19 protein-coding genes are annotated in these 23,958 nt (G+C 49.1%); 2 read left to right on the plus strand and 17 right to left on the minus strand.

Annotated features, from left to right (window positions below):
* Window positions 1-409: 409 nt before the first annotated feature.
* From ABC831_RS25070 to deoC, 11 genes are all read right to left on the minus strand, one after another.
* The gene (locus ABC831_RS25070; protein ID WP_343250809.1) at window positions 410-2,872 is read right to left on the minus strand and encodes an ATP-binding cassette domain-containing protein; all 2,463 of its coding nucleotides are present in this window, start codon (window positions 2,870-2,872) and stop codon (window positions 410-412) included.
* 274 nt (window positions 2,873-3,146) lie between these two features.
* Window positions 3,147-3,995 carry a YdcF family protein gene (locus ABC831_RS25075; protein ID WP_343250810.1) on the minus strand — a complete coding sequence of 283 codons (849 nt, stop codon included), beginning with the start codon at window positions 3,993-3,995 and terminating at the stop codon, window positions 3,147-3,149.
* On the minus strand, window positions 3,940-4,752 hold the full coding sequence (locus tag ABC831_RS25080; RefSeq protein WP_343250811.1) for a GntR family transcriptional regulator: 813 nt from the start codon (window positions 4,750-4,752) through the stop codon (window positions 3,940-3,942). Before ABC831_RS25080 ends, ABC831_RS25075 begins: the two co-directional genes overlap by 56 nt.
* A 15-nt stretch (window positions 4,753-4,767) precedes the next feature.
* A complete protein-coding gene (locus ABC831_RS25085; protein ID WP_343250812.1) occupies window positions 4,768-5,892 on the minus strand; it encodes a carbohydrate kinase family protein in 1,125 nt (374 codons plus the stop codon).
* A gap of 11 nt (window positions 5,893-5,903) precedes the next feature.
* The gene (locus ABC831_RS25090) at window positions 5,904-6,821 is read right to left on the minus strand and encodes a glycyl-radical enzyme activating protein (RefSeq protein WP_343250813.1); all 918 of its coding nucleotides are present in this window, start codon (window positions 6,819-6,821) and stop codon (window positions 5,904-5,906) included.
* 12 nt (window positions 6,822-6,833) lie between these two features.
* Window positions 6,834-9,218 carry a glycyl radical protein gene (locus ABC831_RS25095; RefSeq protein WP_343250814.1) on the minus strand — a complete coding sequence of 795 codons (2,385 nt, stop codon included), beginning with the start codon at window positions 9,216-9,218 and terminating at the stop codon, window positions 6,834-6,836.
* A 75-nt stretch (window positions 9,219-9,293) separates the two neighbouring features.
* Window positions 9,294-10,268, minus strand: coding sequence for an ABC transporter permease (locus ABC831_RS25100; protein ID WP_343250815.1), 975 nt, complete (start codon window positions 10,266-10,268; stop codon window positions 9,294-9,296).
* Entirely contained in the window at window positions 10,269-11,798 is a 1,530-nt protein-coding gene (locus tag ABC831_RS25105) for a sugar ABC transporter ATP-binding protein (protein WP_343250816.1), read from the minus strand.
* Window positions 11,799-11,810: 12 nt separating this feature from the next.
* A complete protein-coding gene (locus ABC831_RS25110; protein WP_343250817.1) occupies window positions 11,811-12,836 on the minus strand; it encodes an ABC transporter permease in 1,026 nt (341 codons plus the stop codon).
* An 83-nt stretch (window positions 12,837-12,919) separates the two neighbouring features.
* On the minus strand, window positions 12,920-14,104 hold the full coding sequence (locus tag ABC831_RS25115; protein ID WP_343250818.1) for a sugar ABC transporter substrate-binding protein: 1,185 nt from the start codon (window positions 14,102-14,104) through the stop codon (window positions 12,920-12,922).
* Between the two features lie 30 nt (window positions 14,105-14,134).
* Window positions 14,135-14,875, minus strand: a complete 741-nt coding sequence (deoC, locus tag ABC831_RS25120) for a deoxyribose-phosphate aldolase (RefSeq protein WP_343250819.1) — start codon at window positions 14,873-14,875, stop codon at window positions 14,135-14,137.
* Window positions 14,876-15,285: 410 nt separating this feature from the next.
* Between deoC and ABC831_RS25125 the strand changes: the two genes are divergently transcribed.
* The gene (locus tag ABC831_RS25125) at window positions 15,286-16,095 is read left to right on the plus strand and encodes a GntR family transcriptional regulator (protein ID WP_343250820.1); all 810 of its coding nucleotides are present in this window, start codon (window positions 15,286-15,288) and stop codon (window positions 16,093-16,095) included.
* Between the two features lie 116 nt (window positions 16,096-16,211).
* Window positions 16,212-17,729: a phosphohexomutase domain-containing protein gene (locus ABC831_RS25130; RefSeq protein WP_343250821.1), complete on the plus strand. Its 1,518-nt coding sequence runs from the start codon at window positions 16,212-16,214 to the stop codon at window positions 17,727-17,729.
* Window positions 17,730-17,826: 97 nt separating this feature from the next.
* On the opposite strand, the gene ABC831_RS25135 is transcribed toward ABC831_RS25130, so the two are convergent.
* The 6 genes from ABC831_RS25135 to ABC831_RS25160 form a co-directional block, all read right to left on the minus strand.
* Window positions 17,827-18,678: an aldo/keto reductase gene (locus ABC831_RS25135; protein WP_343250822.1), complete on the minus strand. Its 852-nt coding sequence runs from the start codon at window positions 18,676-18,678 to the stop codon at window positions 17,827-17,829.
* A gap of 154 nt (window positions 18,679-18,832) precedes the next feature.
* The gene (locus tag ABC831_RS25140) at window positions 18,833-19,786 is read right to left on the minus strand and encodes a C-terminal binding protein (protein WP_343250823.1); all 954 of its coding nucleotides are present in this window, start codon (window positions 19,784-19,786) and stop codon (window positions 18,833-18,835) included.
* Between the two features lie 117 nt (window positions 19,787-19,903).
* Entirely contained in the window at window positions 19,904-20,926 is a 1,023-nt protein-coding gene (locus ABC831_RS25145) for a 2-dehydro-3-deoxygalactonokinase (protein ID WP_343250824.1), read from the minus strand.
* 29 nt (window positions 20,927-20,955) lie between these two features.
* A complete protein-coding gene (gene iolN, locus ABC831_RS25150) occupies window positions 20,956-21,936 on the minus strand; it encodes a 3-dehydro-scyllo-inosose hydrolase (RefSeq protein WP_343250825.1) in 981 nt (326 codons plus the stop codon).
* A gap of 218 nt (window positions 21,937-22,154) precedes the next feature.
* A complete protein-coding gene (locus tag ABC831_RS25155; RefSeq protein ID WP_343250826.1) occupies window positions 22,155-22,790 on the minus strand; it encodes a bifunctional 4-hydroxy-2-oxoglutarate aldolase/2-dehydro-3-deoxy-phosphogluconate aldolase in 636 nt (211 codons plus the stop codon).
* A 23-nt stretch (window positions 22,791-22,813) separates the two neighbouring features.
* Entirely contained in the window at window positions 22,814-23,569 is a 756-nt protein-coding gene (locus ABC831_RS25160) for an SDR family oxidoreductase (protein ID WP_343250827.1), read from the minus strand.
* Window positions 23,570-23,958: the final 389 nt, after the last annotated feature.

A 23,958-nucleotide genomic window follows, 5' to 3' on the forward strand; every position in this document is an offset into this window, starting at 1 on the left:
TAAGCCGTTCTAAGGCCCGGCCTCAAGTGATTTGGCCCCGCGAGATTTGCTGCCCGGCTCCCCAAGACACGCCGCTTCCCTTCCGCCCTGCTTTACAAAAGGCTTTTATCGTGTGGAAGATTCGTAAACGGTGTAATGTGCTGACACATTCTTTAGCTATCAGTACTGTTAGTTAGGATAGGAATGTAAGAACAGTAGAAGGGATCTCCTATGTGTGCAGATGTGATAGCTTCATAACGGAAAAATAAGCCACCAACAATACTACGAAATCTGTCAGCCTTACGGAATATGTAAAAAAGCCTATTGTAAAACAGGGAAGGGAGGGAGGCGGTCCGGCCTTTTGAACCGGGCGGCGAATCTGAAAATAGAAATTAACCAGTGATTATGACGGATATTGGATGTTTTGTTCTTAGCTTCTGTTTTCTTTTAAACAAAGGGCGGTCATACCTGTCTCACTGCACAAAAGATCGGCAGGCGTACCGGTAAATATAACCTCTCCGCCCTGCTCTCCACCGTCGGGTCCCAGGTCTATGATCCAGTCACTGTTTTGTATGACCTGTTGGTTATGCTCGATGACGACTACAGAATTACCGGAATCAACCATATGATCCAGCAGCTTAAGGAAGTTGTCTATATCCTGCGGGTGCAGGCCTCTGGTCGGTTCGTCCAACAGGTACAGGCTGCGCCCGCCGGTGTTTCCGATCAGTTCTTTGGCAAGCTTTAAGCGCTGGCCCTCTCCACCGGATAAGGTGGCCAGGGTTTGGCCTAATTCCAGATACCCCAGACCTACATCTTTTAACAATTTTAAGGTTCGGAGGATTTTGGGATACTCTTGAAATACCATCAATGCCTCTTCTACTGATTGTTTTAACAGATCCGTGATAGAGAATCCCTGTAATTTTACCGACAGCACATATTCCTGAAAGCGTTTTCCCCGGCATACCGGACATACGACTTCATTATTTTCAAAAAACAGCAGGTTATTGGTGACAACTCCCATTCCTTCGCAGTTTTCGCATCTGCCTCCGGGTGTGTTAAAAGAAAAATCCCTGGCGGACATCCCTTTTTCTTTCGCTTCCCGGAGCTTTGAAAATATGGCTCTGATCTCTGTATAGATTTCGGAATAAGTAGCTATATTGGATCGTTTGCTCCGGTTAATGGGAGTCTGGCCGATCTGGATAATTCTGTCAAAATCCCCGCACCCCTCCACCTTATTTTCTTTTCCGCACGCATCACCTTGTGCCAGGATTTCACATATCAATGTTGACTTCCCTGAACCGGATGCTCCCGTTATGGTAACCAGCCGTCCCAGAGGGATGTCCACATCCAGATGTTTCAGATTGAACTTGCAGGCATTGCGGATCGTGACAAAAGATCCGTCTCCTTCCCGGTACGTGCTTTTGACCGTATGCGGCTGCTTCAGATATTGGCCGGTGACGGAATGAGGCTGCTCCATGATCTCATCCAGAGTCCCGGCCCCTATTACATTTCCTCCGTATTTTCCGGAACCCGGCCCCATGTCGATGATGTGATCGGCAGCTCTCATGACATCCGGATCATGTTCTATGACCAGCACCGTGTTGCCCAGATCACGCAGCCGTTTGAGAATCGTGATCAATCCCCTGGTATCTTTCGGATGCAGGCCTGCTGTCGGTTCGTCCAGAATATAGATGATCCCGGTCAGGTCAGAATCCAGGACGGCCGCCAGCCTGATCCTCTGTAATTCCCCTCCGGATAATGTGATGATCTGCCGGTCAAGGGACAGATACTTAAGCCCCACATGCACAAAGCGCTGGATCTTTGTCTCAATGTCCAGCAGATAGTCTTTTACCATCTCCTGGTCCTTTTCACTCAGAACAGCTTTCAATTCCCGAATCCACTCTGCCAGTTCACGCAGGGAGACGCCGGAAAGCTCCGGAAGCCTCACCTTGTTCACTGTAACACTCCGGCTGTTTTCACAGAGTCTCTCCCCATGGCACTGCGGACATTCTGCCGAGATGAAATATTTCTGAATATATCTGGATTCCCCGTTCTGATTCGCAAACCGCCGCCAGAGTGTGGGAATAATCCCCTCAAATCTTCCCTCTGCGACAGTCCTGGGAGTCCCTCGCCCTGGAAAAGCCTTTTTGACCAGCTCACACTCCACCCCTTCATACAGGATCGCCGTCTGCAATTCGTCATATTGCGCCACCGGCTTCTCTTCCGGCTGCGGAATTCCATAGTATCGATAAGCTGCTCTGAGTGTTTCTATCTGATAATCCTTATATTTCTTCTCCCAAAAATCCACCGCCCCCTCCTGAAGGGACAGCTCTGTATGGACCACCGCCTCCTTGTCCACCACCAGGGTCTTACCCATCCCCTCACAGGTTTTACAGGCTCCCTCCCTGGTATTAAAAGAAAAATCTGTCCGCGTCAGCTTCCGCATTTTATAATTGCATTCGCAGCAATACATGTAAACCCGGAAATCATCGCCGATCTTTTCCGTTTCCTCAGCGCAGTCGGCTGCCGGGATCATTTTCCCGCAAGCCGGACATCTGCGGACTCCAAGCTTTTCATAGATCAGGCGCAGTCCGGTATAGATATCCGTCAATGTCCCCACGGTCGACCGGGGATTCCTGTTCGCATCTGTCTGGGAAATAATGATCGCAGGAGAAACATTACGCACCCTCTCCACCTTCGGTTTGGCGATCCCCTGAAAAGACATGGCCTCCAAATACTGCCGCTGACACTCCATAAACAATACATCCATCAGTAAGGTGGACTTACCGGAACCGGAAATGCCCGTAAACACAGTAAGTTTCCCCCTGGGAATTTCTACCGTAACATTTTTAAGATTCCCCTCAAACGCATTCACCACTGAAATATAATTCATGACATCCCTCCTTTATAACCATTATATAACATGCTCGCAACTATCTAACACAGCCCTATCCCCATCTTTCCTCATCCTCCCCCATCCCTGCTCTTCCATCCCTACTCCCCCAGCACCAGTGCAGGCGGGAAACGAAGGGAACCGGTGGGGGGCTGACGCAAGCCATGGGCATCCCAATGGGCCGGCCTTCGTGTGATTGCAGCAGTACAGATTAGCGGCTGTTGTGCCGCCCTAATCTGTCCTGCTGCAATCACACGAAGGCCGGCCCTTTAACCTAAATCCCCCGTGCATCATACTCCCCAAACTCTTCTTTTAGCCGCTGATAAGCCGCCTCGATCTCCCCCGGTATGTCAACATGCGTGATAAACCTCTTTCCCGCCGGCCCATATCCATTCCTGTCGTCCCGCAATCTGGGTATTTCCCCCAGCAGCAGCTCCAGGAATCTTCCGGCCGGCCACAAATCGGAAAACCGGTTCCTGACACACAGGTTCTCATCAACCAGCGGCACAAACGGCGCATAACTGATCAGCCTCATTTCGTCCGTCAAAAACATTTCCAGGGATGCCCTGCTTCTTCTCTGCATCAGGGGGTCCTGCATTAAAATCACACTGCGGGCTGTGATCCCGGCGTTCCGAAGGACCTCAAGCCCGTTCTTTCCATTCTCACTGCAGTTTCCGGAGGTTTCCTCGAGCAGTATCCGTTTCTCATCGACGCCCCCGACCCGTACCGCAATTTTTTGGAAGATCTTTGCCTCACTGGCGTTGCTGATCTCCTTAAAACTGATCCCATACTCCGGGTTTGCAGCCACTGTTTTTCGTAACCGCATTGTGGAATGCCCCACGCCTCCGCAGAACACCAGCCAGTCCGCCAGCCCGTCCCGTAACCCCTTCGCGCCGCACAGGGCCACCGCCGGCAGGTCGTTGCCGAACACCATCAGCACATCTGCCTTCCCGATCCCATACCGGTATGTAATCTCCCGCCCGGAAAGATTATATACACTCCGGTCAGCCAGAAACCGGCACACCTGGTTCACATCTTCATATACCACATTCCTCACCTGCATTCCTTTACCGGACACTGACATTTCTTCTGATATCCACCGGGCGGTGGTTCGACTGCGCATCTTTATATAATTCCAGTTCAAAGATACATTTGTCCGCCCTGGTCACGGAAACGGTATATTCATAGATATAACCCGAATCCAGATAGGAAATTCTCTGTATTTTATATCCGGCCATCTTTGTCTTACAATTCAGCATTTCCGCATCCCGGTCGTTGATAACGATCGCCTCGATCATTTCCGTGGCGTGTTCCAGCTGAAGGGAATAATACTCACTCAGTGTATAATACAGGGAATTTTTCTCAAAATCAAACTTTTCCACGCCTTTAGCAAGATAATAGGGAATATACGTATTCTCAAGCAGGATAGGCTCCTGATCCGCACACCGCAGCCTTTTCAGATGAAACACCTCGGACTGTTCCCGGGGAAGCTTAAGCTGCTCCTTAATGAACTCACTTCCCTCAACCACCTCACAGGACAGGACCACAGAGGCCGGTTCTGCCCCAAGGCGACGCATATCTTCAGTAAAATTATACAGATAATTGATATTCCTCCTCATCTTCTGATCCGCGATATAGGACCCCTTTCCCCGATAACGCCTCACAAGCCCGTCCTCCGTCAATCGCCTCATGCATTGGCGCACCGTTGTCCTGCTCACATTGAGTATCTCACACAGCTTCATCTCCGGAAGCATCTGGTCTCCGGGCTTTAGGACCCCGGCCTGTATCTGTATGCGGATATAAGCCGCCAGTTGGATATAGAGTGCTCTCTCGCTGCTCTGTGAAAAATGAAAGGTCGTTCTAAAGTATTCTTCATCCATGTCTCTTGCCTCGTTCTATTTAATGACTCCCTGTGCCCAGGCTTCCAGGAAACAGATCAATTCTTCCGTGGAGGGACTTCTTCCCTTCCTCACATAAAATCCAGAATTTGCCACTCCCAGATACAGGGAATCTTCCAAACGAAAACCATGAATCTGACCGTAGACAAATCCCGCATTAAAATTGTCACCGGAGCCTGTAGTCAACAGCGGTGTTTCACAATACGGCCCGGATATGTTTTTCAATTCCCTGCCGTCGGTTCCGCACACTTCTCTGACAGAATGAATGACGATTGTATGGACCTGTATTTTTGTCCTGAGGAACCGGGCTAGTCCGGACAGCTCCATCCTGTTATAATCCGGGATACCAAGCCCCAGAATCCCGGCAACTTCGCAGGCTTCTTTTTTATTCAGGCTGAGCACCACCTGAAAATACTGCTGAAATTGTTCCAGGATCTGAAGAGCCAGCACGATATCTTTCCCGCTGCGTTTCTGTGGATCTGCCAAATCTATGAACAGCAGCCTTCGTTCCCTCTTTTGGGAAACCTCTGGAAGAATCTCCTGAATCAAATGCTCCCAGATATCGTTCATATGGATTAGCATCGTCCAGTTCAGAAATGCGCAAAACTCTGCGTGTTCTATCTGCTCTTTCAGCCTCCCAGGATCGACCGCTCTCGTAAGTGTGTCCCAGGATACCTCTTTTAATGGCTCCAGCTTGGAACTTATAATTTTCCCGTCCAGGAATTCCACCGCATCCGTATGGCCGGGGTTTGCGATGGAGATCAGGTTGTGTCCCCGTTGGATCTGCTCAAATATCCCATCCAGCTGCGGATATCCCAGGGCCCCGATATAGAGGATATCCACTCCCAGCTCCATCAGGGAACCGGAGAAAATCGGTCCGTTTCCTCCCAACTTTTTTTGAACAGTCACCATTTCGATATTGGTGCTCAACCCCGCGCTCTTTCGTATCCGCTCCCCGTACTCCTCGATATGGCAGATCCGCTCGTAGTGTCCTTCATCGATCCGTTTATCCACCACATGCACAATCTCATCGACAAAACCGTCAAAACCCACAAGCCCACTCTTTTTCTCCTGCGCAATAAGCTTAATTCTCCCGATCAATTCCCCGAACAATGCGTTCACCCCTTTGCATGTTATATGGACTCTCTGGCAAGTACTTTTAATGCCGGTACACGGCTGGCCGCCCGGTTCACAAGCAGATCAACCGTACCGGATAATGGAGCTTTTGCCTCGTTTAACTCATACTCCATTCCAAACTGGGGATATTTTCCGACCCCCAATGTGTGGTAGGGAAGAAGTTCCAGCCGCTCCACGTGTTTCAGCCCGGCTATCAATCCCAGGAGTCTGTCCATATTGTCTAATGAATCATTGATTCCGGCTAACAGCGGAACCCGGACCCAGATTCTTTTTCCTGCGTCATCTGCTTTTTTCAGATTTTCCAGGATCAGCTCATTGCCGGCTCCGGTATATTTCTTATGTAATCCGGAATCCATAAGTTTCACATCATAAAGGAACAGATCGATAAAGGGCAGACAGGGTTCGATTACTGTAAACGGCGCATACCCTGTGGTTTCCACCGCTGTAGAAATATGGTTTTCCTTCAGCTTCCTCAACAGCTGATACGTAAAATCCGGCTGAAAGAAAGGCTCCCCACCGCTGAGTGTGACACCGCCGCCGGTTCTTCGATAAAAGATTCTGTCCTTTTTGACTTCGTCCACGATCCCGCCCGTCTGCCTTTTCTGTCCGATCAGCTTTAAGGCCCCGCCCGGACATAACTCTATACACTTTGTACATTCTGTACACAGTCCCTGGTCCACCACTTTTCCGAATATGGGGCTGTCCCTCACCGCGCCGTTCGCACAGGTGGAAAGGCATTTCCCGCAGCCCACGCACAAGCTTTTCTGATATCCGATCTGGGGCGCCGGGTATCTGGATTCCGGATTAGAGCACCACCTGCACTTAAGAGGGCATCCCTTCAGGAACACCAGTGTCCGTATCCCGGGTCCGTCATGAATAGAGTACTTCTGGATATTGAAAATAATACCTTCCATCCGCTCCTCCTGTCACACCATATTACAGTGTTCTGTCCTGTCAATTATATTTTTCTGAAGTGACTGATCCAGATCTACGAAAAAAGCGCTGTAACCCGCAACGCGCACCAACAAATTCTTATAGTTTTCCGGATGTATCTGAGCATCCTTAAGTGTGTCGGCCGACACCACATTAAACTGCATATGCCAGCCTCCCAGCTCGAAATAGGTCCGGATCAGGGCCATAAACAACTCCAGCTGTTCGTCTGTCTTTAAGATATCGGGATTGAATTTCTGGTTCAGCAAAGTTCCATTTGATGCCTTTATGTGATCCAGCTTGGCAACAGATTTGATCACGGCCGTGGGGCCGTTTCGGTCCGCACCGATCGAAGGCGATACCCCGTCGGCCAACGGTGTTTTACTCTTTCTGCCGTTTGGCATCGCCGCCACGTCCATCCCCATAGGTACATTGGCGGATACCGGATAGAGCCCTGCGCGGAACCGGCCGCCTCTTGCGTTTGCATATGCAGACACCTCTGTACAATATTGACGGCCCGCACGCACCGCGTATTCATCCACCTCATCCAGATCATTGCCGTATTTGGGCGCATCCTCCAGGTCTCTTCGGAGCATTTCATAACCTTCGAAATCCTTTCGCATAGCCTCCAGAATCTGTGTCAGTGTATACTTTTTCTCGTCAAAGACCAGCTTTTTGACCGCCATCAGGGAATCCGCCACATCTGCGATCCCGACTCCCTGAGGGCCGGAGAAATTATATTTGGCACCGCCCTGTGTAACATCCTTCCCCTTCTCCAGACAATCCGGAAAAAGAGCAGATAACAACGGCAGCGGCAGAAGCTGCTGATGTGCCAGATCGATGGCATTTGCGCAGATGGTCATATGCTTTACAAAATAACTCACCTGCTCTTCGTACGCCCCGATGATCTCATCCATAGACTGGAATTCTAAAGGATCCTTTGTCCTTATTCCGGCCTGCTCACCGGTTAAAGCGCACACGCCCTGGTTTAATGCAAGCTCCAGACACTTTACCAGATTGAACATGCTTACATTGGCCCAGGCATCCATCTTCCCCGGCACCCCGGATTCCACACATCCGATCAGCGTGTAGCCTCTGGCCTCCTCCAGGCTCACTCCATCCTTTAGCAGAGCCGGGATAATAATCTCATCATTAAACAGATGCGGTTTACCGGAGCCCTGTGCGATATGCCTGCATACTTTGAACAAAAAATCGTCGGGTGTATTCTTATTCACCCGAACCGCCAGATTCGGCTGTGTCAGATTCATATTGCGCTCCGCGTCCATGCAAAGATAGGTGATCGCATTCGTATCATCCCGTCCCTCTTCATCGACACCTCCGATCGTCAGGATCTGCCCCAGGGAATAACCGCTGAAATAAGTGGCGTTGTCCAGATCATATACTTTCATCGTCTCAAAGAATTTGATAAATAGGCATTCGATGATTTCCTGTGCCTGTCCGGAGGTAATATTTCCTTCTTCCAATTCTTTTTGATAAAAAGGGTAGACCAGTCTGTCGTAGCGGTCCGTGGATACTCCGGTACCGTCTGTCTCCAGCTGTATCAGCATCTCCACAAACCAGAAGGTCTGCGTCGCCTCACGGAACGTTCTGGCCGGATGTTCGGGTACATGGCGGCAGACATCCGCGATCTCCAGCAGTTCTTTTCGGCGGGTGGGGTTCTTCTCTTTTCCTGCCAGTTCAAGTGCCAGGTCCGCATATCGGTTGGCAAAGCAAATGACCGACTCACAGGTGAGGATCACCGACTCATAAAAGATCCGCTTTTTCAGTGCTTCCGGATCAGTCAGATCCAGTTCGGCCAAAGCTCTTTTGTATTTTCCGATAATTCCGCAAAAACCCAGCCTGATGGGGGTCTCATAATCAGCGATCATATGACCGACCCCGTTTCTTAAGTAGAGCATTGGGTTAAAAACCCGGTGTGTGGTCAGCCATGCTTTTTTCGACTCCTCCGGCACGTATGCCATAGCCAGATCCTCGACCGTTTTCCCCTCCCAGTATGGAAATACTTCTTCCATCAATACACGGTAGGTCTCTTCCGATACATAAAATTTGTCTACCGGCCTGTCCCAGAAGGTCCCCAGCTCTTTCTTCACCCAGTTGGTCGTCGTCTCCGGAAAAATGGGAGAACTTCTCGGCGTACTGGCTGCATTTCCCACGATCAGTTCCCCTTCATGAATCCAGATCGTCATATTCTTGAGGATATGCTGCATCGCTTTGGCCCTTCGCAGAGCGATCGGCTCACCTTCCGTGCTGCAAAAGGACTCTGTGATCAAAACCGCACGTTCCGGACAGATCTGCGGAGTGACATTGCGTATCCATTCTCTTAATTCTTGTGTTCGCTTAAACTTTAAGGTTTCACCCATAACTTCCCCTCCATTTCCGTTTGGGACATGTCCATTTCGTCTTAAATTCACAGTGGTAATTGTAAGCTTGTATTGTCACTTTATCACCTGATCCTTATTCGAATGATCCGCCGTCATATAAGCGGCGATGATGATAATACTGCCGAACACAATTTTCTGCCAGAATCCATCCACACCGGTTACCGTCATGCCGTTACGGATCACCATCGCGATCGCCACTCCGATCATAGTATTTACAATCGATCCTCTTCCGCCCGCCAGGGAAGTGCCTCCAAGCGCCACTGCCGCAATAGCTAACAGGGTAAAGTCATCTCCCACATTCGGGTTACCGCTTGCCAGCTTCGACACAAACATGATACCCGCAAGCGCGTAACAGATACCCGCAAGCCCGAAGATCACGATCTTGACCTTCAGACTGGGTACCCCTGCCATCACTGCGCAACGCTCATTCGCTCCAATGGCATAGACCCGCTTTCCGAATTCGGTACCTGTCTGCAGAAACAGATACAAAAGGGCCAGAAGGATGCTGACCACAAAGACCACCGGGATCATACCGAGTTTCACGGACATCCAGTCTGTCAGATACCACTGTTTGGGATTCAGCTGTATCGTACCGCTGTTGGAAAAAACCAGGGCCAGGCTCTGCAGGACGGACATCATCCCCAGGCTGGCGATAAAAGACGGCACTTTAAAATAAGCGTGCAATACACCCACGATCACACCGGACAACAGCCCGCACAATAAGACGATCGGATAGATCACCGGCCCAAACTGCGGCGCAAATCGCACAAATAATACGGATGCCAGAGAGCAGACCGCCCCGATCGACAGGTCTGTGGAACCGATCATGATAATAAAAGTCACACCGCAGGCCATCACCAGCAAAGGACTGATATCCGTCAGGATATTCCCGATATTCCCCGGTTTCAGGAAGCTGCTGTTCATGACTCCAAAAACACCAATCAGCAGCAGCATGGCGAAGGTGCCTACGATAGCTGAGTTTAATCTGCTTTTTATCTTTCCCGCTTTTTGCATAACCTTCTCTCCCATCTACATCATATACTGTGCAATACTCACCTGATCCGGTTTCTTATTCTTTGGAGCATCCATACACGCGGTTACCAGACCGTCTTTCATCACCAATACCCGGTTGGATAATGCAATGCACTCGTCCAGGGTATCCCCCAGCACGATCACAGAGATTCCCTGTGCCGTTATCTTCCGGATCAGAGAATAGATTTCTTCCTTTGCCCCCACATCCACCCCTCTGGTGGGATGATTCAAAAGGAGAATCCCACAAGTACTCTGCAGCGCCCTTGCAAACACGACTTTCTGGGCATTGCCTCCGCTTAAGGACTGGATCACAGCGTCGGCCCCCGTACATTTGATCGCCAGTTTATCGATCCAGTAATTCCCTGTTTCCCTGATCCTTTTGGGGGACAGATAGAATCCTTTTTTCAGTTTTTTAAGGCTGGAAATCGATATATTTTCTCCGACGGACCGAATACCGATGATTCCCTCTACCCGTCTCTCCTTCGGCACTGTCAGTATTCCTTTTTTCAGGGCATCTGCCGGTGAATGGAATTTCTGTATTTTTCCGTTCAGACGAATGACTCCCTCTGTAATCTTGTCATCTCCGGCAATGGCAGAACACAGCTCTTCTTTGCCTGAGCCCACCACTCCACAGATCCCTAAGGCTTCCCCCTCATGAAGCTTGAATGTGACATCCTTGAAAGCGCCTCTCATGGACAGGTGCTCTACCTCCAATATCACTTTTTCTCCGGGATCTCTCTGGTCATTGATCTTAAAATACTCTCCCGAGGTACTCCGGCCCACCATCATCTCATAGAGTACCCCCTCATCCGCATCCCGGGTCCTGGTATGGCCTACGCTCTTCCCGTCCTTAAATACGTAGATCCGGTCGGTCAGCTCCAGAACCTCATCCAGCCGGTGAGAAACAAAAATAATGGAGTGCCCCTCCGCCTTGAGTTTTTTAACCTGTTGAAACAGCAGCCGTATCTCCGCCTCATTTAACAAAGAGGTAGGCTCGTCAAGCAGGATCAGATAATGCTCCGCCGAAGACAGACGCACAGACTGGAATACCTTGGCGATCTCTACCATCTGCCTGGTAGCAAAATTCAAATCACTGACTTTTTTTTCGGGTGCAATCCCCGGTGTCCCGACTTCCGTCAGAATCAATCTGGCCTGCCGGTTCATCTCTTTAAAGCTTACCGCTGCCCCCAGCCTTCGAAAATTCTTCTCGAATCCAAAAAATATATTCTGACCCACTGTCAGATTCGCGATCAGGGACTGTTCCTGATAAACCATGCCCACGCCCTGCCGGTTCGCCTCACTGGTTCCGGATGGGGCGTAGCGCTTCTGATTCCTATACATTTCCCCGGACGTGGCCGGCTGAAAACCCATGATAATCTTTAGTAATGTAGATTTTCCAGCACCATTTTCCCCTATGAGCCCCACGATCTCACCCGCATGAATCTCCATGTCTACCTGGTCCAAAGCCCGCATACCTGAAAATTCTTTGGATATGTTTTTGCATGAGAATATAACCGGTTCTCCCAACGCATTCACCTCCTATTTGACGATTTGCTTTCTGTTCCTGCTCCGGGACAAAACGATCACACAGATAATAATCAGTCCCTGAACGCCTTTTTGCAGCTCATTGGGCACTCCGACCATCACCATGCCATTCTGCAGGACGGCTACAATCAGCACACCGATCAACGTGTTGAGTACTCCTCCCTGTCCTCCGCTCATGGAGGTTCCTCCAACCACCACGGCAGTCAGTGTCGGGAACAGCAGATCCTGCCCGATATAGATCTGAGCAGTCCCAAGCTTCGCGGCTCCCATAACCCCAGCGAGTCCCAGGCATATTCCGGCCCAGACAAATACCAGAACTTTCACTTTCGTCACATTTACGCCTGACATCACCGGTATTTTCTCGTTATCCCCAATCGCAAATAGGTACCTGCCAAAAGCAGTTTTCTTCTCCAGGAACAGTGCTGCGGAAAAAACCGCGAAGGCAATCCAGGTCAGTACCGGCAGCCCCAATATTTTATAGAAATACAGATTTCGAAATGCTTCATCTGTAATCTGTGCTGGTATTCCCTTATAGGTCAGTACCCCAAGTCCATGTGCGATATACCCGGCGCTGAACGTAATAATAAAGGAAGGAAGCCTTAACTTTGTGTGGATCAGGCCTATCCCGCCACCGATCAGGGCGCACAGGATCACAGTGAACAGTATCCCAAGGTATCCCAGGTCTATCGAATTTCTCGTGTTCTGTACCAGCAGTCCCACAAAGCAGCCAGCGAATCCAACCATTCCCTCTACAGACAGATCAATTCCTCCCATCAGGATCACGAAAGTCGCTCCCAGGGAAGTCACCAGCAGGATCGATAACTGTTCCAGTAAACTGCCATACAGATTATGAATCGTCAGGAACTGCGGCGTTATCATACCGAATATAATCATCAAAACGGCCAGCAGTCCGATTGGCATCAATTTCATTACCAAAGCTTTTTTCTCACGCCGTTTCACCTCTTGTACGAACTCCTCGGCAATCGTATCCGGCATAGGTTCTGTTTTTTCATTTCGCATAATGCTTCACCTGTCCAACGTATTATAGAAATCAGGAGCTATCCATTGAGATAGCCCCTCACTTGTTCTGGTCTCTTTCGGGATTATTCCAATACTAACGGAGCCGATATCATGTCCATATAGTTTTCAAAATCAATCTCAGGTGTATTGTCTATGTAATTGGTAATAAAATCATTTACATTTTCCGGAGTCAATATCTGAGGTTCCGTATAGAAACAGCGCTGTTCTTTGGAAAGAGAAGTCACATCCACATCCTTGTTCCAGCATGCATACAGGAATGCGACACCCTGGCCGCCTTCCACCCAGGGATTAGCCCCCACTGTACCGGCCATATCTCCGGCCACGATGGCGTTCACGGCATCTGTGATCCCATCGAATCCCGTCACCTGAATCTTCCCATTTAATCCCTGGGCCTTTAACGATTCGACCACCGCCAGTGCCATCTCATCATTCGCACACCAGATCGCATCGATATTTTCCGCACCATATTTATTTAACCAGGTGTTCGTAAGTGTCTGTGCGGTCTGGGGATTCCAGTCTCCATTCTGTGCATCCAGAAGTTCCACATTGGGCGCTTCTTTGAGCGCTTCGTTCAGACCTGCGAAACGGTCAATGGACGCGGTATTCCCTTCCAGCCCTTTGATCGCCAGTATTTTCCCCTGATTTGGCGTCTTGAATTTCGAGAACATATTCAGGCAGAGTTCTTTTTCACTTTCTACCTGGCCGGGTGTTTGATGGAAGGCATAATATTCAAAATCCCACGGATACACCCCATCCGCATAAGACCATACGCTGCACCAGTAGGCTCCGGCTTCCTCACAGATCTTCGCTACAGAAGAGCAAACGGCCGCATTATTCGGATCGATGTAGATGATGGTATTTTCCCCGCCCCTGGCTACCATTGCCTGCACATCGCTTACCTGCTGGTCATCGCTGGCATCACAGGCGATAAATTGAATATCAAATTGATCCGCTCCCTTATATTCCGCAAATTGCTTTACAGCGTCATAGATCTGTACGTAATATGGATTTTCAATATTCCTGACCGAGATACCGATCACCAGCTTCTCACCGGAACCGGTACTTTCCGGCTTCTTGCCATCTGCATCTTCTGCTTCCTGCTTCTGCGTCCCCTGCTCTGTCTGTTCTGAATTCCCCTGATTCTGCGTCGTATTTGCCGTGGTGGATGTTTCGTCTTTCTCCCCACATGCCGTGAATACCAACACCATACTTAAGCTTAATGCCAATGCCAATAATTTTCTTTTCATGCTCTACCTCCTCCTGTAGGCTGCTGAACTTTACCATTTGTTTCTCATTCTTTTCGCTTCTTCTGCGGTTACTCCGAGCACAACCGGCGTAGAACGATAACCAACTCCCATCCGGTCTATCCCCATATCAATGAGCCGGAAAAATTGTTCCCGTGTGCGTATACCACCCGCCCCCTTTACTTTGCACCGCCCGTTGACCGTTTCTATGATTGCCTCCACAATTTCGGCTGTCGCACCTTCATTCTTCCCTCCGGTAAAGAATCCGGTAGATGTTTTCACAAAATCGGCGCCGGCCTGTACAGCAATTTCCGCCGCCTGTCTTACTTCATCAAGCGTCAGCGCATCTGTTTCAAGTATAACCTTGACCTGTGTCCCATACTTATGGCACACTTCACAGACCGCACGGATATCCGCTTCGGCTTCCGTCCACATATGGCTGCGGATCCATCCATAGTTGGCAACGATGTCCAGCTCGAAGATATCCCCTCTCTTACAGTATTCCTCCGCCTGCATAACCTTGGACGCAGTCGTGGAAAGCCCAAAGGGGAAATCACAGACTGCGCAGATCATCGTATCCGTATCCTTTGTCAGTTCCGCCGCGATGTCTATAGAAGCGGGATTCACACACACGGTTTTACAGCCAAAATCAATCCCTTCCTGTATATACCTTCTGATCTCATCCTGGGTAAATTCAGGCTTTAACACGGATTGGTCGATGTAGGCCGCCAGCTCCCTGACAGACATCTCACACGCTTTTTTTTCTGGTTTCATCTGCATACCTCCTAGTAAATAGTTGTTCTGATATGTTACATACATTTGATATATTTATATTATATTGTATATTACATCAAAAGTCTACCTGAAATTTCCATTTCAGACTTTTTTATGAATTAGTTACAAATTTGTGGGATAAATTTTTACATTTCATTTTCATACTTTCTGGTTCTTCGTTCTTCCTTGGGCTTAACCAAACGGAGCTATCTTCGCAAGTGTTAGTTGAATTTTAGACTTTCCTATGATAGAATTTAATTCAAACGTATTATTTGTATGCTACAATTATTGTTCCTGCTAAAGTCCCAAATATAGTTACCCCCCGTAACTGTACTCTCATTTCTACATTCTCACTTCGGCTATCCGCCATTTATACGAAAGATAATAATGTAACAGGGAAGGGAATTCCAATGGATATCGATTATTTCAAACAGACATTTCAGTTTGCTCAGGACAGCAATACACCGTTATATGAACAATTAGCCGCCTACATTAAGATCCAGATCCAGGCCGGGATATTAAAACCGGGGGATCAGATGATAGCGGAGAACAGCTTATGTGAAATATTGAATATTAGCAGAACCACCGTGCGTCAATGCATGAACCGTTTGGTGGAAGAAGGCCTTTTAGTGCGATACCGCGGAAAAGGTTCCTTTATCGCGGATCAGAAGATGAGACGCAATATCAACTATCTGTATAATTTTACCGAGAACATGCTGAGCTTGGGCGCCGTTCCCAGTTCCGTAGTCTTAATAAACGAGCTGGTAGAGACAGACGAATACATCCGTGAAAAGCTGCAGCTCCCCCTGGGACAGACAAAAGCATTTCACCTGACAAGACTGCGCTGTGCCAACGGTGAGCCGATCCTTCTGGAAAATACCTACATCCCTTATTATCTGTGTGTAGGAATCGAGCAGTTTGACTTTGGCGCGATCTCATTGTATCATACGCTCAGTGAACGCTATTCCCTGAATCTGCATCATGCCTCTGAGACAATCGAAGCTGTTATAATCAATAAAAAAGAGGCTGAATTATTAAACTGCAAACCCAAAGTCGCCGGTTATAAAATTCAGCGTATTTCCCATCTGGATTCCGGTTTTATCTTTGAATTCACCACCTCAATCACCAGGGCTGACAAATGTATGTTTCAGTTAGAGCTGTATAAGAACAACGCGCCGAACAAAAATCCTGTGGATATCACCAGACATGTGAATCTGTAAGGAACCCTGGACCGCGGCACCGGCCCACCCGGACATAACTTTCCTCTTTCCGGATACTGAAACACCACAGACCGGAGAGATTTTGGAAAATATAGAAAAAGCAGGAGGATCATAGAATGAGTAAGAATGTCGAAACCATGTTAAAACTGCAGAACGGAAGCGATGTACGCGGAATCGCTACCGAGGGTGTAAAGGGAGAATCCATCAACCTGACACCGGATGCCGCCAATCAGATCGCCCAGGCCTTCGTCCTGTGGTTATCCGGTAAATTATCAAAACCGGCGGACCAGATCGCCGTCGGAGTCGGCTGTGATTCCCGCATATCCGGCCCGGAACTGAAAGCGGCGATCCTCAAAGGAGTATCTGCCGCCGGAAGCAGCGTCACGGACTGCGGGCTGGCTACCACTCCGGGTATGTTCATGTCTATCGTATTTCCGGAATCGCATTTTGATGGTTCCATCATGATCACCGCCAGCCATCTTCCTTTTAACAGAAATGGCATGAAGTTTTTTGATGCCGACGGCGGTCTGGAACATGATGACATCACGGCTATCCTGAACACTGCCGCTGATCTTGAGGTACAGACTGCTGATCTGTCCAACGTCCCCTCTTTCGCACTGATCGATGTGTATGCCAGGCATCTGTCCGACACGATCCGCAGTAGTGTGCAGGCAGATGACTACGAGCATCCACTGAGCGGTCTGAAAATCGTCGTGGATGCCGGCAACGGTGCGGGCGGGTTCTTTGTGGATAAAATTCTGAAACCGCTTGGCGCGGATGCCGGGGGCAGCCAGTTCCTGGAACCGGACGGCATGTTTCCCAACCATATCCCGAATCCCGAAAACAAAGCCGCTATGGAAGCCATCCGTTCCGCCACGGTGGATCACGGCGCTGACTTAGGACTGATTTTCGATACCGATGTAGACCGCATGTCGGCAGTACTGCCGGATGGCACAGAAGTGAACCGGGACGCGATCATCGCTATGGTAGCGGCGATTCTGGCTCCGGAGTATCCCGGCGGGACCATCGTCACGGATTCTGTCACCTCCCACCGGCTTACGTATTTTCTGGAGGAAATCCTTCATATGAAGCACCACTGCTTCAAACGGGGATATAAAAACGTCATCAACGAATGTAAACGGCTGAACGGGGAAGGCATCCTGTCTCCCCTGGCCATGGAGACCTCCGGTCACGGTGCGCTGAAGGAGAATTATTATCTGGATGACGGCGCTTTCCTGGCTGTCAAGCTGCTGATCGCCGTGGCCCGCTCCGCCAGGGAAGGCAAAAAAATAGCCTCTCTGATCGAGAAGCTTCCGCCTCTGTTCGAGGACCGGGAATATCGTTTCAAGATCCGGACGGATGATTTCAAAACCTATGGCCAGACAGTGCTTCAGGCTTTTGAGGAACGCGCCAAAGCAAAGGGTTATCATCTGCCGAAATCCTATGAAGGTGTTCGGATCTCTTTTGACAACGACCAGATCAAAGGCTGGGTGCTTCTGCGTCTGTCCCTGCACGATCCGGTGATGCCGCTGAATATTGAGGGCAGCCGGGAAGGGGATTGTGACCGTCTGGTGGAAATTACCCGCCAACTATTGGAAGGCTTTGAACTGCTCGATATGACCGTACTGGATTAAGCCCCGAAGAACATTTCCCCTTGACCAGCGGTTTGGGGACATGTCCATTCTGCCTTATTATGGAAAAGGCAGAATGGACATGTCCCCAATTGTCTGCTCAGAAATCTATCTCATCGGGCACCAATCCAGACCCGCCAATATAACCCATCTTATTAATCTGCTCCATATCATCCCTGGAAATCTTAAAATCAAACACCTCCGCATTCTCCCTGATCCTGCCAGGAGTCACAGACTTAGGCAGCGGAAGCACCTCATTTTGCAGACACCAGCGGATACACAGCTGCGCCACCGACTTCTCATACTTGCCCGCGATGGATTTTAATGTGGGATTCGTAAGCATTCTTCCCGTCCCCAGCGGGCTCCACGCTTCAACCAAAATATCATGCTGTCTGCAATATTCCACGGTCTCCCTCTGCATCTGGCCCGGATGGAACTCGATCTGGTCCACCATCGGCTGGATCTCAGCCTCCGCCATCAGAGGTTCCATATGATGAGGCATGAAATTGCTCAGACCGATCGCCCGGATTCTGCCGTCTTTGTAAAGCTGTTCAAAAGCCCTCCAGGTGGATAGATTCCATTCCTGCCAGTTTTCAAACTGGTTAGCCACGGCCGGCCAGTGGATCAGGTAAAGATCCAGATATTCAAGCCCCAGATCCTTCATGGTTTTCTCAAAGGCCGCCATTGTTTTGTCATATCCTCTATGCACATTCCACAGCTTGCTGGTCACAAAGAGCTCTTCACGTTTCGCATCGGCCTCCCGGATGCCTTGTCCGACACTGGCTTCATTGTCATAAGCCGCTGCTGTGTCTATATGGACATATCCTGCTTCCAGTGCACATTTTACTGCCTGAACAGCCGTCTCACCGTCCGGCGTCTGCCAGGTCCCGAAACCGACACAGGGGATCCGCACCCCGTTATTGAGCATCCAAAAATCTTTCACAGAATCCATATACATCCTCCTCATTCACAATCTTCTGGTTCCTATTTTAGCACTTTTTACCAAAGATGTACATGAAAACATGGTATTTCTATGTCCAAATTTTCTTTTCATAACGTGGATTTCAGATACCCCGACCGGTTCGGATAACACACAGGAATCTTCCTCAAAGACCGTTTACGCAGTTAAAAGGATGATTGCCCTGTAACACATTTACCACTTCCTCGGCCACTTTGCGCTGCAGGGCAGCTATCGCTACCTCGCTGTACCAGGCGCTGTGAGGAGTGGCAATGACATTTGGGAAGTGCAGCAGTTCATTGTCAGGCCCGGCCGGTTCCTGTTCAAATACATCTATCCCGGCTCCGGCGATCTCATTAGCCTTCAGGGCCTCAATCAGGGCTGCCTCATCGATGATCCCGCCTCTGGCTGTATTGATGATATAGGCTGAGGATTTCATTTTATGGAATTCTTCTTTTCCGATTATGTGATAGGTGTCTTTGGTCAGAGGACAATGGACCGATATGAAGTCGCTTTCTTTTATAATCTGATCCATTTCCGCCAACATGACACCGGCTTCCTCTGCCATCTGTTCCGAGATATAGGGATCAAAAGCCAGGATGCGGATACCGAAACCTTTCAGTTTCCCGGCCACCAGCTGTGGAATCCTTCCGAAGCCAACCAGGCCGACGGTACATTCCCGGAGGCGGTATAAGGGGACGACACTGCGATATCCCCAGTCGCCGTTTCGGAAAGCATCGGTAAGTATGGGAAGCTTCCTGCCTAGTGCCAGGATCATGGCTACGGCGTGATCGGATACTTCTTCTACCCCATAGTCGGGCACATTGCATACATAAATCCCTTTTTTTGCCGCAGCTTCGCAGTCGATATTGTTTACACCGATGCCGTATTTAATGATCATCCTGGCCTGCTTCATGTGGGAGATTACTTCTGCATTGATGTCAGAGTATTGGGTGATCACTGCCTGCGCATCCTCAACGATCGGAATCAGATCTTTTGTCTCTTTTGCCTGATAATCCTTAAGCGTAAATCCGGCACCTTCGATAATGCTGCGCTCTGTTTCGATAGATTCATATTGATAATCGGTTATTACAGCTTTCATATAGTTGTGCTCAGGAGCTGTGTGTGTCAGAGATCACAATTTCCCTCATTTGCCTGGTCTTTTGTACATTGGTCAGGCACACAGCCCCTTCTCTCCTTTCGATTCCAGAAATAGTCATTATAATATATTACTCTTCTCTGCGATCAGATAAGCGCCCAGGGAGGAAAGCGAATTGCCTTCTTCCGGTACAAATTCCTCAACTGTGCCGAAGCCTCCCTCATACTTCAGGATATCGGTCAGTGCCTGTCTGAGAGGATTTTTTCCGCTTACCACTACTTTGACATTTCCGCCGGCCCGTACGGCATCCGAATTTTTGATCGCCGTGATATCCCCCTGTAAGCTGGCCCCCAGTATGTAATTTGCTATTTTTTCCGTATCTTCCTCTACGAACAGGCTAAGAATACGGCCGGAAAAGCACGCGCGTCCCAAACCGGTTTTCTTCGCGTTTTCATATCCCAGCAGAAGCCATTCCCGATCATAGGAAGCTTCCTCCACAAACTTTCGTCCTACTGATTTTGCTAAGATCGTATCGTTCGTGATCGATGCCAGCAGTTCCCCGGATATAGAGGTGAGACAGCCGGTGATCTTACCGTCCGCATCCACTGCCACGAATTTGTTATGGGAACCGGGCAGAACCAGCAGCATTGGATTGCCGTCGAAGAACCGGTCCATCAGCGCGATGCTTTCTACTTCTTCTCCCCGCATAATGTCCATGGCCTCATAATTTTCCACGGAAACATTGTCGGCCGCGTTCTTGATTCCGGGTATAAAGTGGATCGGAATGGGGCAGATCTGAGGCAGATCCACAGCCACTGTCGCCCTGGCCAGATCATATAAGTCCGCCGGAGCGCTTAGGTGCGGAATTACGACGATTCCCACATCGGAAGTAATCATGCCGCTGGCAATGATCCTGCGGATATTATCATAGGATAATTCTTTCTTTGCCAGGAGCGTATCCAGACAGTCTTTCACAGCCATTTTCAATTTTTCATTGCTGCCGTCAATCGCCGTGTTGCGGACTCCTACCTGCCTTTTTTCTTCCGCGATCTTGTTCCTGCTTTGATCCCACAGAATGCACCTGGTATTCGTCGTTCCTCCGTCAATTGTAATGATATACCCTGATAAGGTACTATTTTCCATTTAACCACCCCGCGTCTGAATTATCTGTATTAATAGTCAGCTACCGTGTAGATATGTTTTCCGCCCTTTAACGGGCCCTTCTTCAGATCTTCCAGTGTCTCGTCCGTGAATCTCTGGGTCACTTTATCACAGGGAGGAAGTTCTCCGGCCGGCCATTTGGCGATCACGTCATTGACCAGCTTCTCCAGATAATCCAGAAGCGCTTCTGTCGCGGGAATGGCTTTTTCTGCCGTCGCCAGCTTGGCTGCGCCAACCACACCTTCCGGATTACCGATCACTTCGATCGTGCCTGCTCCTGCGTGGCAGTACCATTTAACGGCTCTGCCGTAGATGTTGCCGGCATTGTCGATATGTCCGGGAGGTAAGAAGGTATGAAGCTCGGTATTCGGCGCATCCTCCATATGGATCATCTCCGGGAACAGCGCCAGGGAAAAAGAAGTTTCCTGTTCATCCGCATGGTTGAAGGGGGTCTCAAATTTACATTTCGGATCACCGACCCGCAGATATTCAGGAATCGCATAATACCAGTTCACATTCATGAATACGCCGGGGACCTGATATTTCCTTGCGAACTGATGGATCGCGGTGGGAATTACATATTCCTGACCATGCCCGTTTAACAGGATCACTTTGCGGTACCCGGCATTCCAGAAACCAGCCAGCACCTGGGCGATATAGTCACAAAATGTATTTTCATTGATCGGAACGGTTCCGGGCATTCCCATGTGATGGTAAGGATGGGAGCCGAACCAGATCGGCTGGGAAACGGTACAACCGGTCTTTTTCGCCACCTGTTCTGCCATTCTGGTCACCAGGAACGTATCTTCACCGTAGCATGCATGGGCCCCGTGGCATTCTGTGGAGCCGATCGGCAGAATTAATACATCGTTGGTCTTCAGCCGCTCTTCACTCTGTTTCATCGTCATGTTCTGGAAGTAGATCGGTTCGTCCGAATCCATATAACCAGCTACTTTTACTTCCTGCGGGTAAGGTATTTGCCATTTGCTCATTGTAAAATCCTCCTCTTAACATTTGCTCGTCTATGTTTTCTATTTGTCTTTTATTATTAAATGGTTCCAAAATATAATTATCAGTTTCAGATCTTAAAAATGAATCTACTTCTTACTGTTCTTGTTCTTTAGACTATAGTTTTTAGAGCTATTGTTTTTAGATCTATTGTTTTGGTACAATACTGCAATTATATATTTATTTTTGCGTACCAAATCGGCTACTGCACATTCCTGACATAATTGCGCGCTGTATTTGTCAGGCTTTCATAATCGTCCTGTGCTATTTTTTTGAGATCCACCAGATTCCCGCCTACCCCGACACTGCAGCAGCCCGCATCGATAAAGGTCCTGGAATTAGTGGGTGTAATTCCACCAACCGCAGATACCGGAATGTGTCTGAGCGGCCCCCGGACAGCTTTGATATAATCAAGTCCCAGAGTCCCGGCCGGAAACAGCTTGACGATATCCGCACCAGCTTCCCATGCTTCTACCATCTCTGTAGGTGTGAGCGCACCAGGAATAGATATTCTGCCTGCTTCCTTGGTCTTTCGGATGACATCCTGGTTTTTATTGGGTGAAATTATGTATTCCGCTCCGGCTTGCACACAGGCAGTCACTTCCTGAGCGCTTAATACCGTCCCGGCTCCCAGACAGATCCTCTCCGCAAAAGTTTCCTTAAGGCTTCGGATCATCTCATACGTCTGTTCGACACTCTCCGGGCTCCTATGATCGATCGCAATTTCCAGACAGGAAATACCGCCTTTTATGATTGCATCCGCTGTCTTTTGAATCTGCTCTTTTTTCACTCCGCGGACGATTGCTATGATCTTTTGCCGAAGCAGCTTCTGTAACACATTGTTTTCCTCCATCCGGTTACCTACCTTCCCAAATATCCCCCATCTATCGGAATCACTGCTCCTGTTACATAGTCCGATGCCTGCGATGCCAGAAAAATAACAGTCCCGATCAGATCTTCCGGTTTTCCCCAGCGGCGGGCCGGAATCCTGAGGGAAATTTCTTCATTTCGCTTCGGATCATTGATAAGTGCCGTGTTCAGAGGGGTGTCCATATATCCGGGCGCTATTGCGTTCACCTGAATTCCCATTCCTGCCCACTCATTGGAGAATGCTTTGGTCAGCTGAGCCACCGCCCCTTTGGAAGCCGCATACGGAGAACAGCGGTATCCCCCGAAAAAACTTAACATAGACGCCACATTGATAATTTTACCGCCCCCGCCAGTCTTCATTATCCTGGCAGCCATCTGGCTGAGTTCAAATACAGCAGTTACATTCAGTTCCATCAGCCGGTCCCAAGCACTGATCTCAATATCCTCCGCTGCACCGCGGACCTGCATCCCGGCATTGTTCACCAGAATATCTACTCCTCCAAGCTTATCGGCTGCCTCTTCAAATCCAGCCCTCAGGCTTTCCCGATCTAACAGATCTGCCCGAATACCGTAAAATCTGCCGCCCTGCTGTGACAATTCCCCGGCCTTTTTTTCAATGTCAGGCATAACATCCAGAATCGCAACTTCCGCTTTTGCCTGTGCCAGCCCTACGGCAATACTGCAACCCAACCCGGAACCGGCCCCGGTTACAATCGCCCTCTTTCCTTCCAGGCTAAATAAATCCATTCAAATCCACCTCCCATCTGAATTCCCTGACAGAGAATACCTCTTGAATATTATTTGAATATCTTTTGAATACCATTGGTATACCATATTTTGATATTATCATAGAACATTTCATTATGCAAGTATTTTTTTAATTGTCATTTAATTTTCCGTTATGAAGCTGTCACATCTGCACACATAGGTGATCCATTCTACTGTTCTGACATTCCTATCCTAACTAACAGTACTGTTAGCTTAAATATGTGTCAGCACATTACACCGTTTACGAACCTTCCACACGATAAAAGCCTTTTGTAAAGCAGGGCGGAAGGGAAGCGGCGTGTCTTGGGGAGCCGGGCAGCAAATCTCGCGGGGCCAAATCACTTGAGGCCGGGCCTTAGAACGGCTTA

It is taken from the genome of Diplocloster hominis, assembly GCF_032380655.1.
Classification (GTDB): Bacteria; Bacillota; Clostridia; order Lachnospirales; family Lachnospiraceae; genus Diplocloster; species Diplocloster hominis.

What these genes read in the sequence shown, in the direction of transcription:
- ABC831_RS25110 (WP_343250817.1), bottom strand. Translation starts at nt 12,836, where the DNA reads ATGCGAAATGAAAAAACAGAACCTATGCCGGATACGATTGCCGAGGAG.
- ABC831_RS25145 (WP_343250824.1), bottom strand. Translation starts at nt 20,926, where the DNA reads ATGGAAAATAGTACCTTATCAGGGTATATCATTACAATTGACGGAGGA.
- ABC831_RS25095 (WP_343250814.1), bottom strand. Translation starts at nt 9,218, where the DNA reads ATGGGTGAAACCTTAAAGTTTAAGCGAACACAAGAATTAAGAGAATGG.
- deoC (WP_343250819.1), bottom strand. Translation starts at nt 14,875, where the DNA reads ATGAAACCAGAAAAAAAAGCGTGTGAGATGTCTGTCAGGGAGCTGGCG.
- ABC831_RS25100 (WP_343250815.1), bottom strand. Translation starts at nt 10,268, where the DNA reads ATGGGAGAGAAGGTTATGCAAAAAGCGGGAAAGATAAAAAGCAGATTA.
- ABC831_RS25135 (WP_343250822.1), bottom strand. Translation starts at nt 18,678, where the DNA reads ATGGATTCTGTGAAAGATTTTTGGATGCTCAATAACGGGGTGCGGATC.
- ABC831_RS25070 (WP_343250809.1), bottom strand. Translation starts at nt 2,872, where the DNA reads ATGAATTATATTTCAGTGGTGAATGCGTTTGAGGGGAATCTTAAAAAT.
- ABC831_RS25125 (WP_343250820.1), top strand. Translation starts at nt 15,286, where the DNA reads ATGGATATCGATTATTTCAAACAGACATTTCAGTTTGCTCAGGACAGC.
- ABC831_RS25075 (WP_343250810.1), bottom strand. Translation starts at nt 3,995, where the DNA reads ATGCGCAGTCGAACCACCGCCCGGTGGATATCAGAAGAAATGTCAGTG.
- ABC831_RS25130 (WP_343250821.1), top strand. Translation starts at nt 16,212, where the DNA reads ATGAGTAAGAATGTCGAAACCATGTTAAAACTGCAGAACGGAAGCGAT.
- ABC831_RS25080 (WP_343250811.1), bottom strand. Translation starts at nt 4,752, where the DNA reads ATGGATGAAGAATACTTTAGAACGACCTTTCATTTTTCACAGAGCAGC.
- iolN (WP_343250825.1), bottom strand. Translation starts at nt 21,936, where the DNA reads ATGAGCAAATGGCAAATACCTTACCCGCAGGAAGTAAAAGTAGCTGGT.
- ABC831_RS25140 (WP_343250823.1), bottom strand. Translation starts at nt 19,786, where the DNA reads ATGAAAGCTGTAATAACCGATTATCAATATGAATCTATCGAAACAGAG.
- ABC831_RS25115 (WP_343250818.1), bottom strand. Translation starts at nt 14,104, where the DNA reads ATGAAAAGAAAATTATTGGCATTGGCATTAAGCTTAAGTATGGTGTTG.
- ABC831_RS25160 (WP_343250827.1), bottom strand. Translation starts at nt 23,569, where the DNA reads ATGGATTTATTTAGCCTGGAAGGAAAGAGGGCGATTGTAACCGGGGCC.
- ABC831_RS25090 (WP_343250813.1), bottom strand. Translation starts at nt 6,821, where the DNA reads ATGGAAGGTATTATTTTCAATATCCAGAAGTACTCTATTCATGACGGA.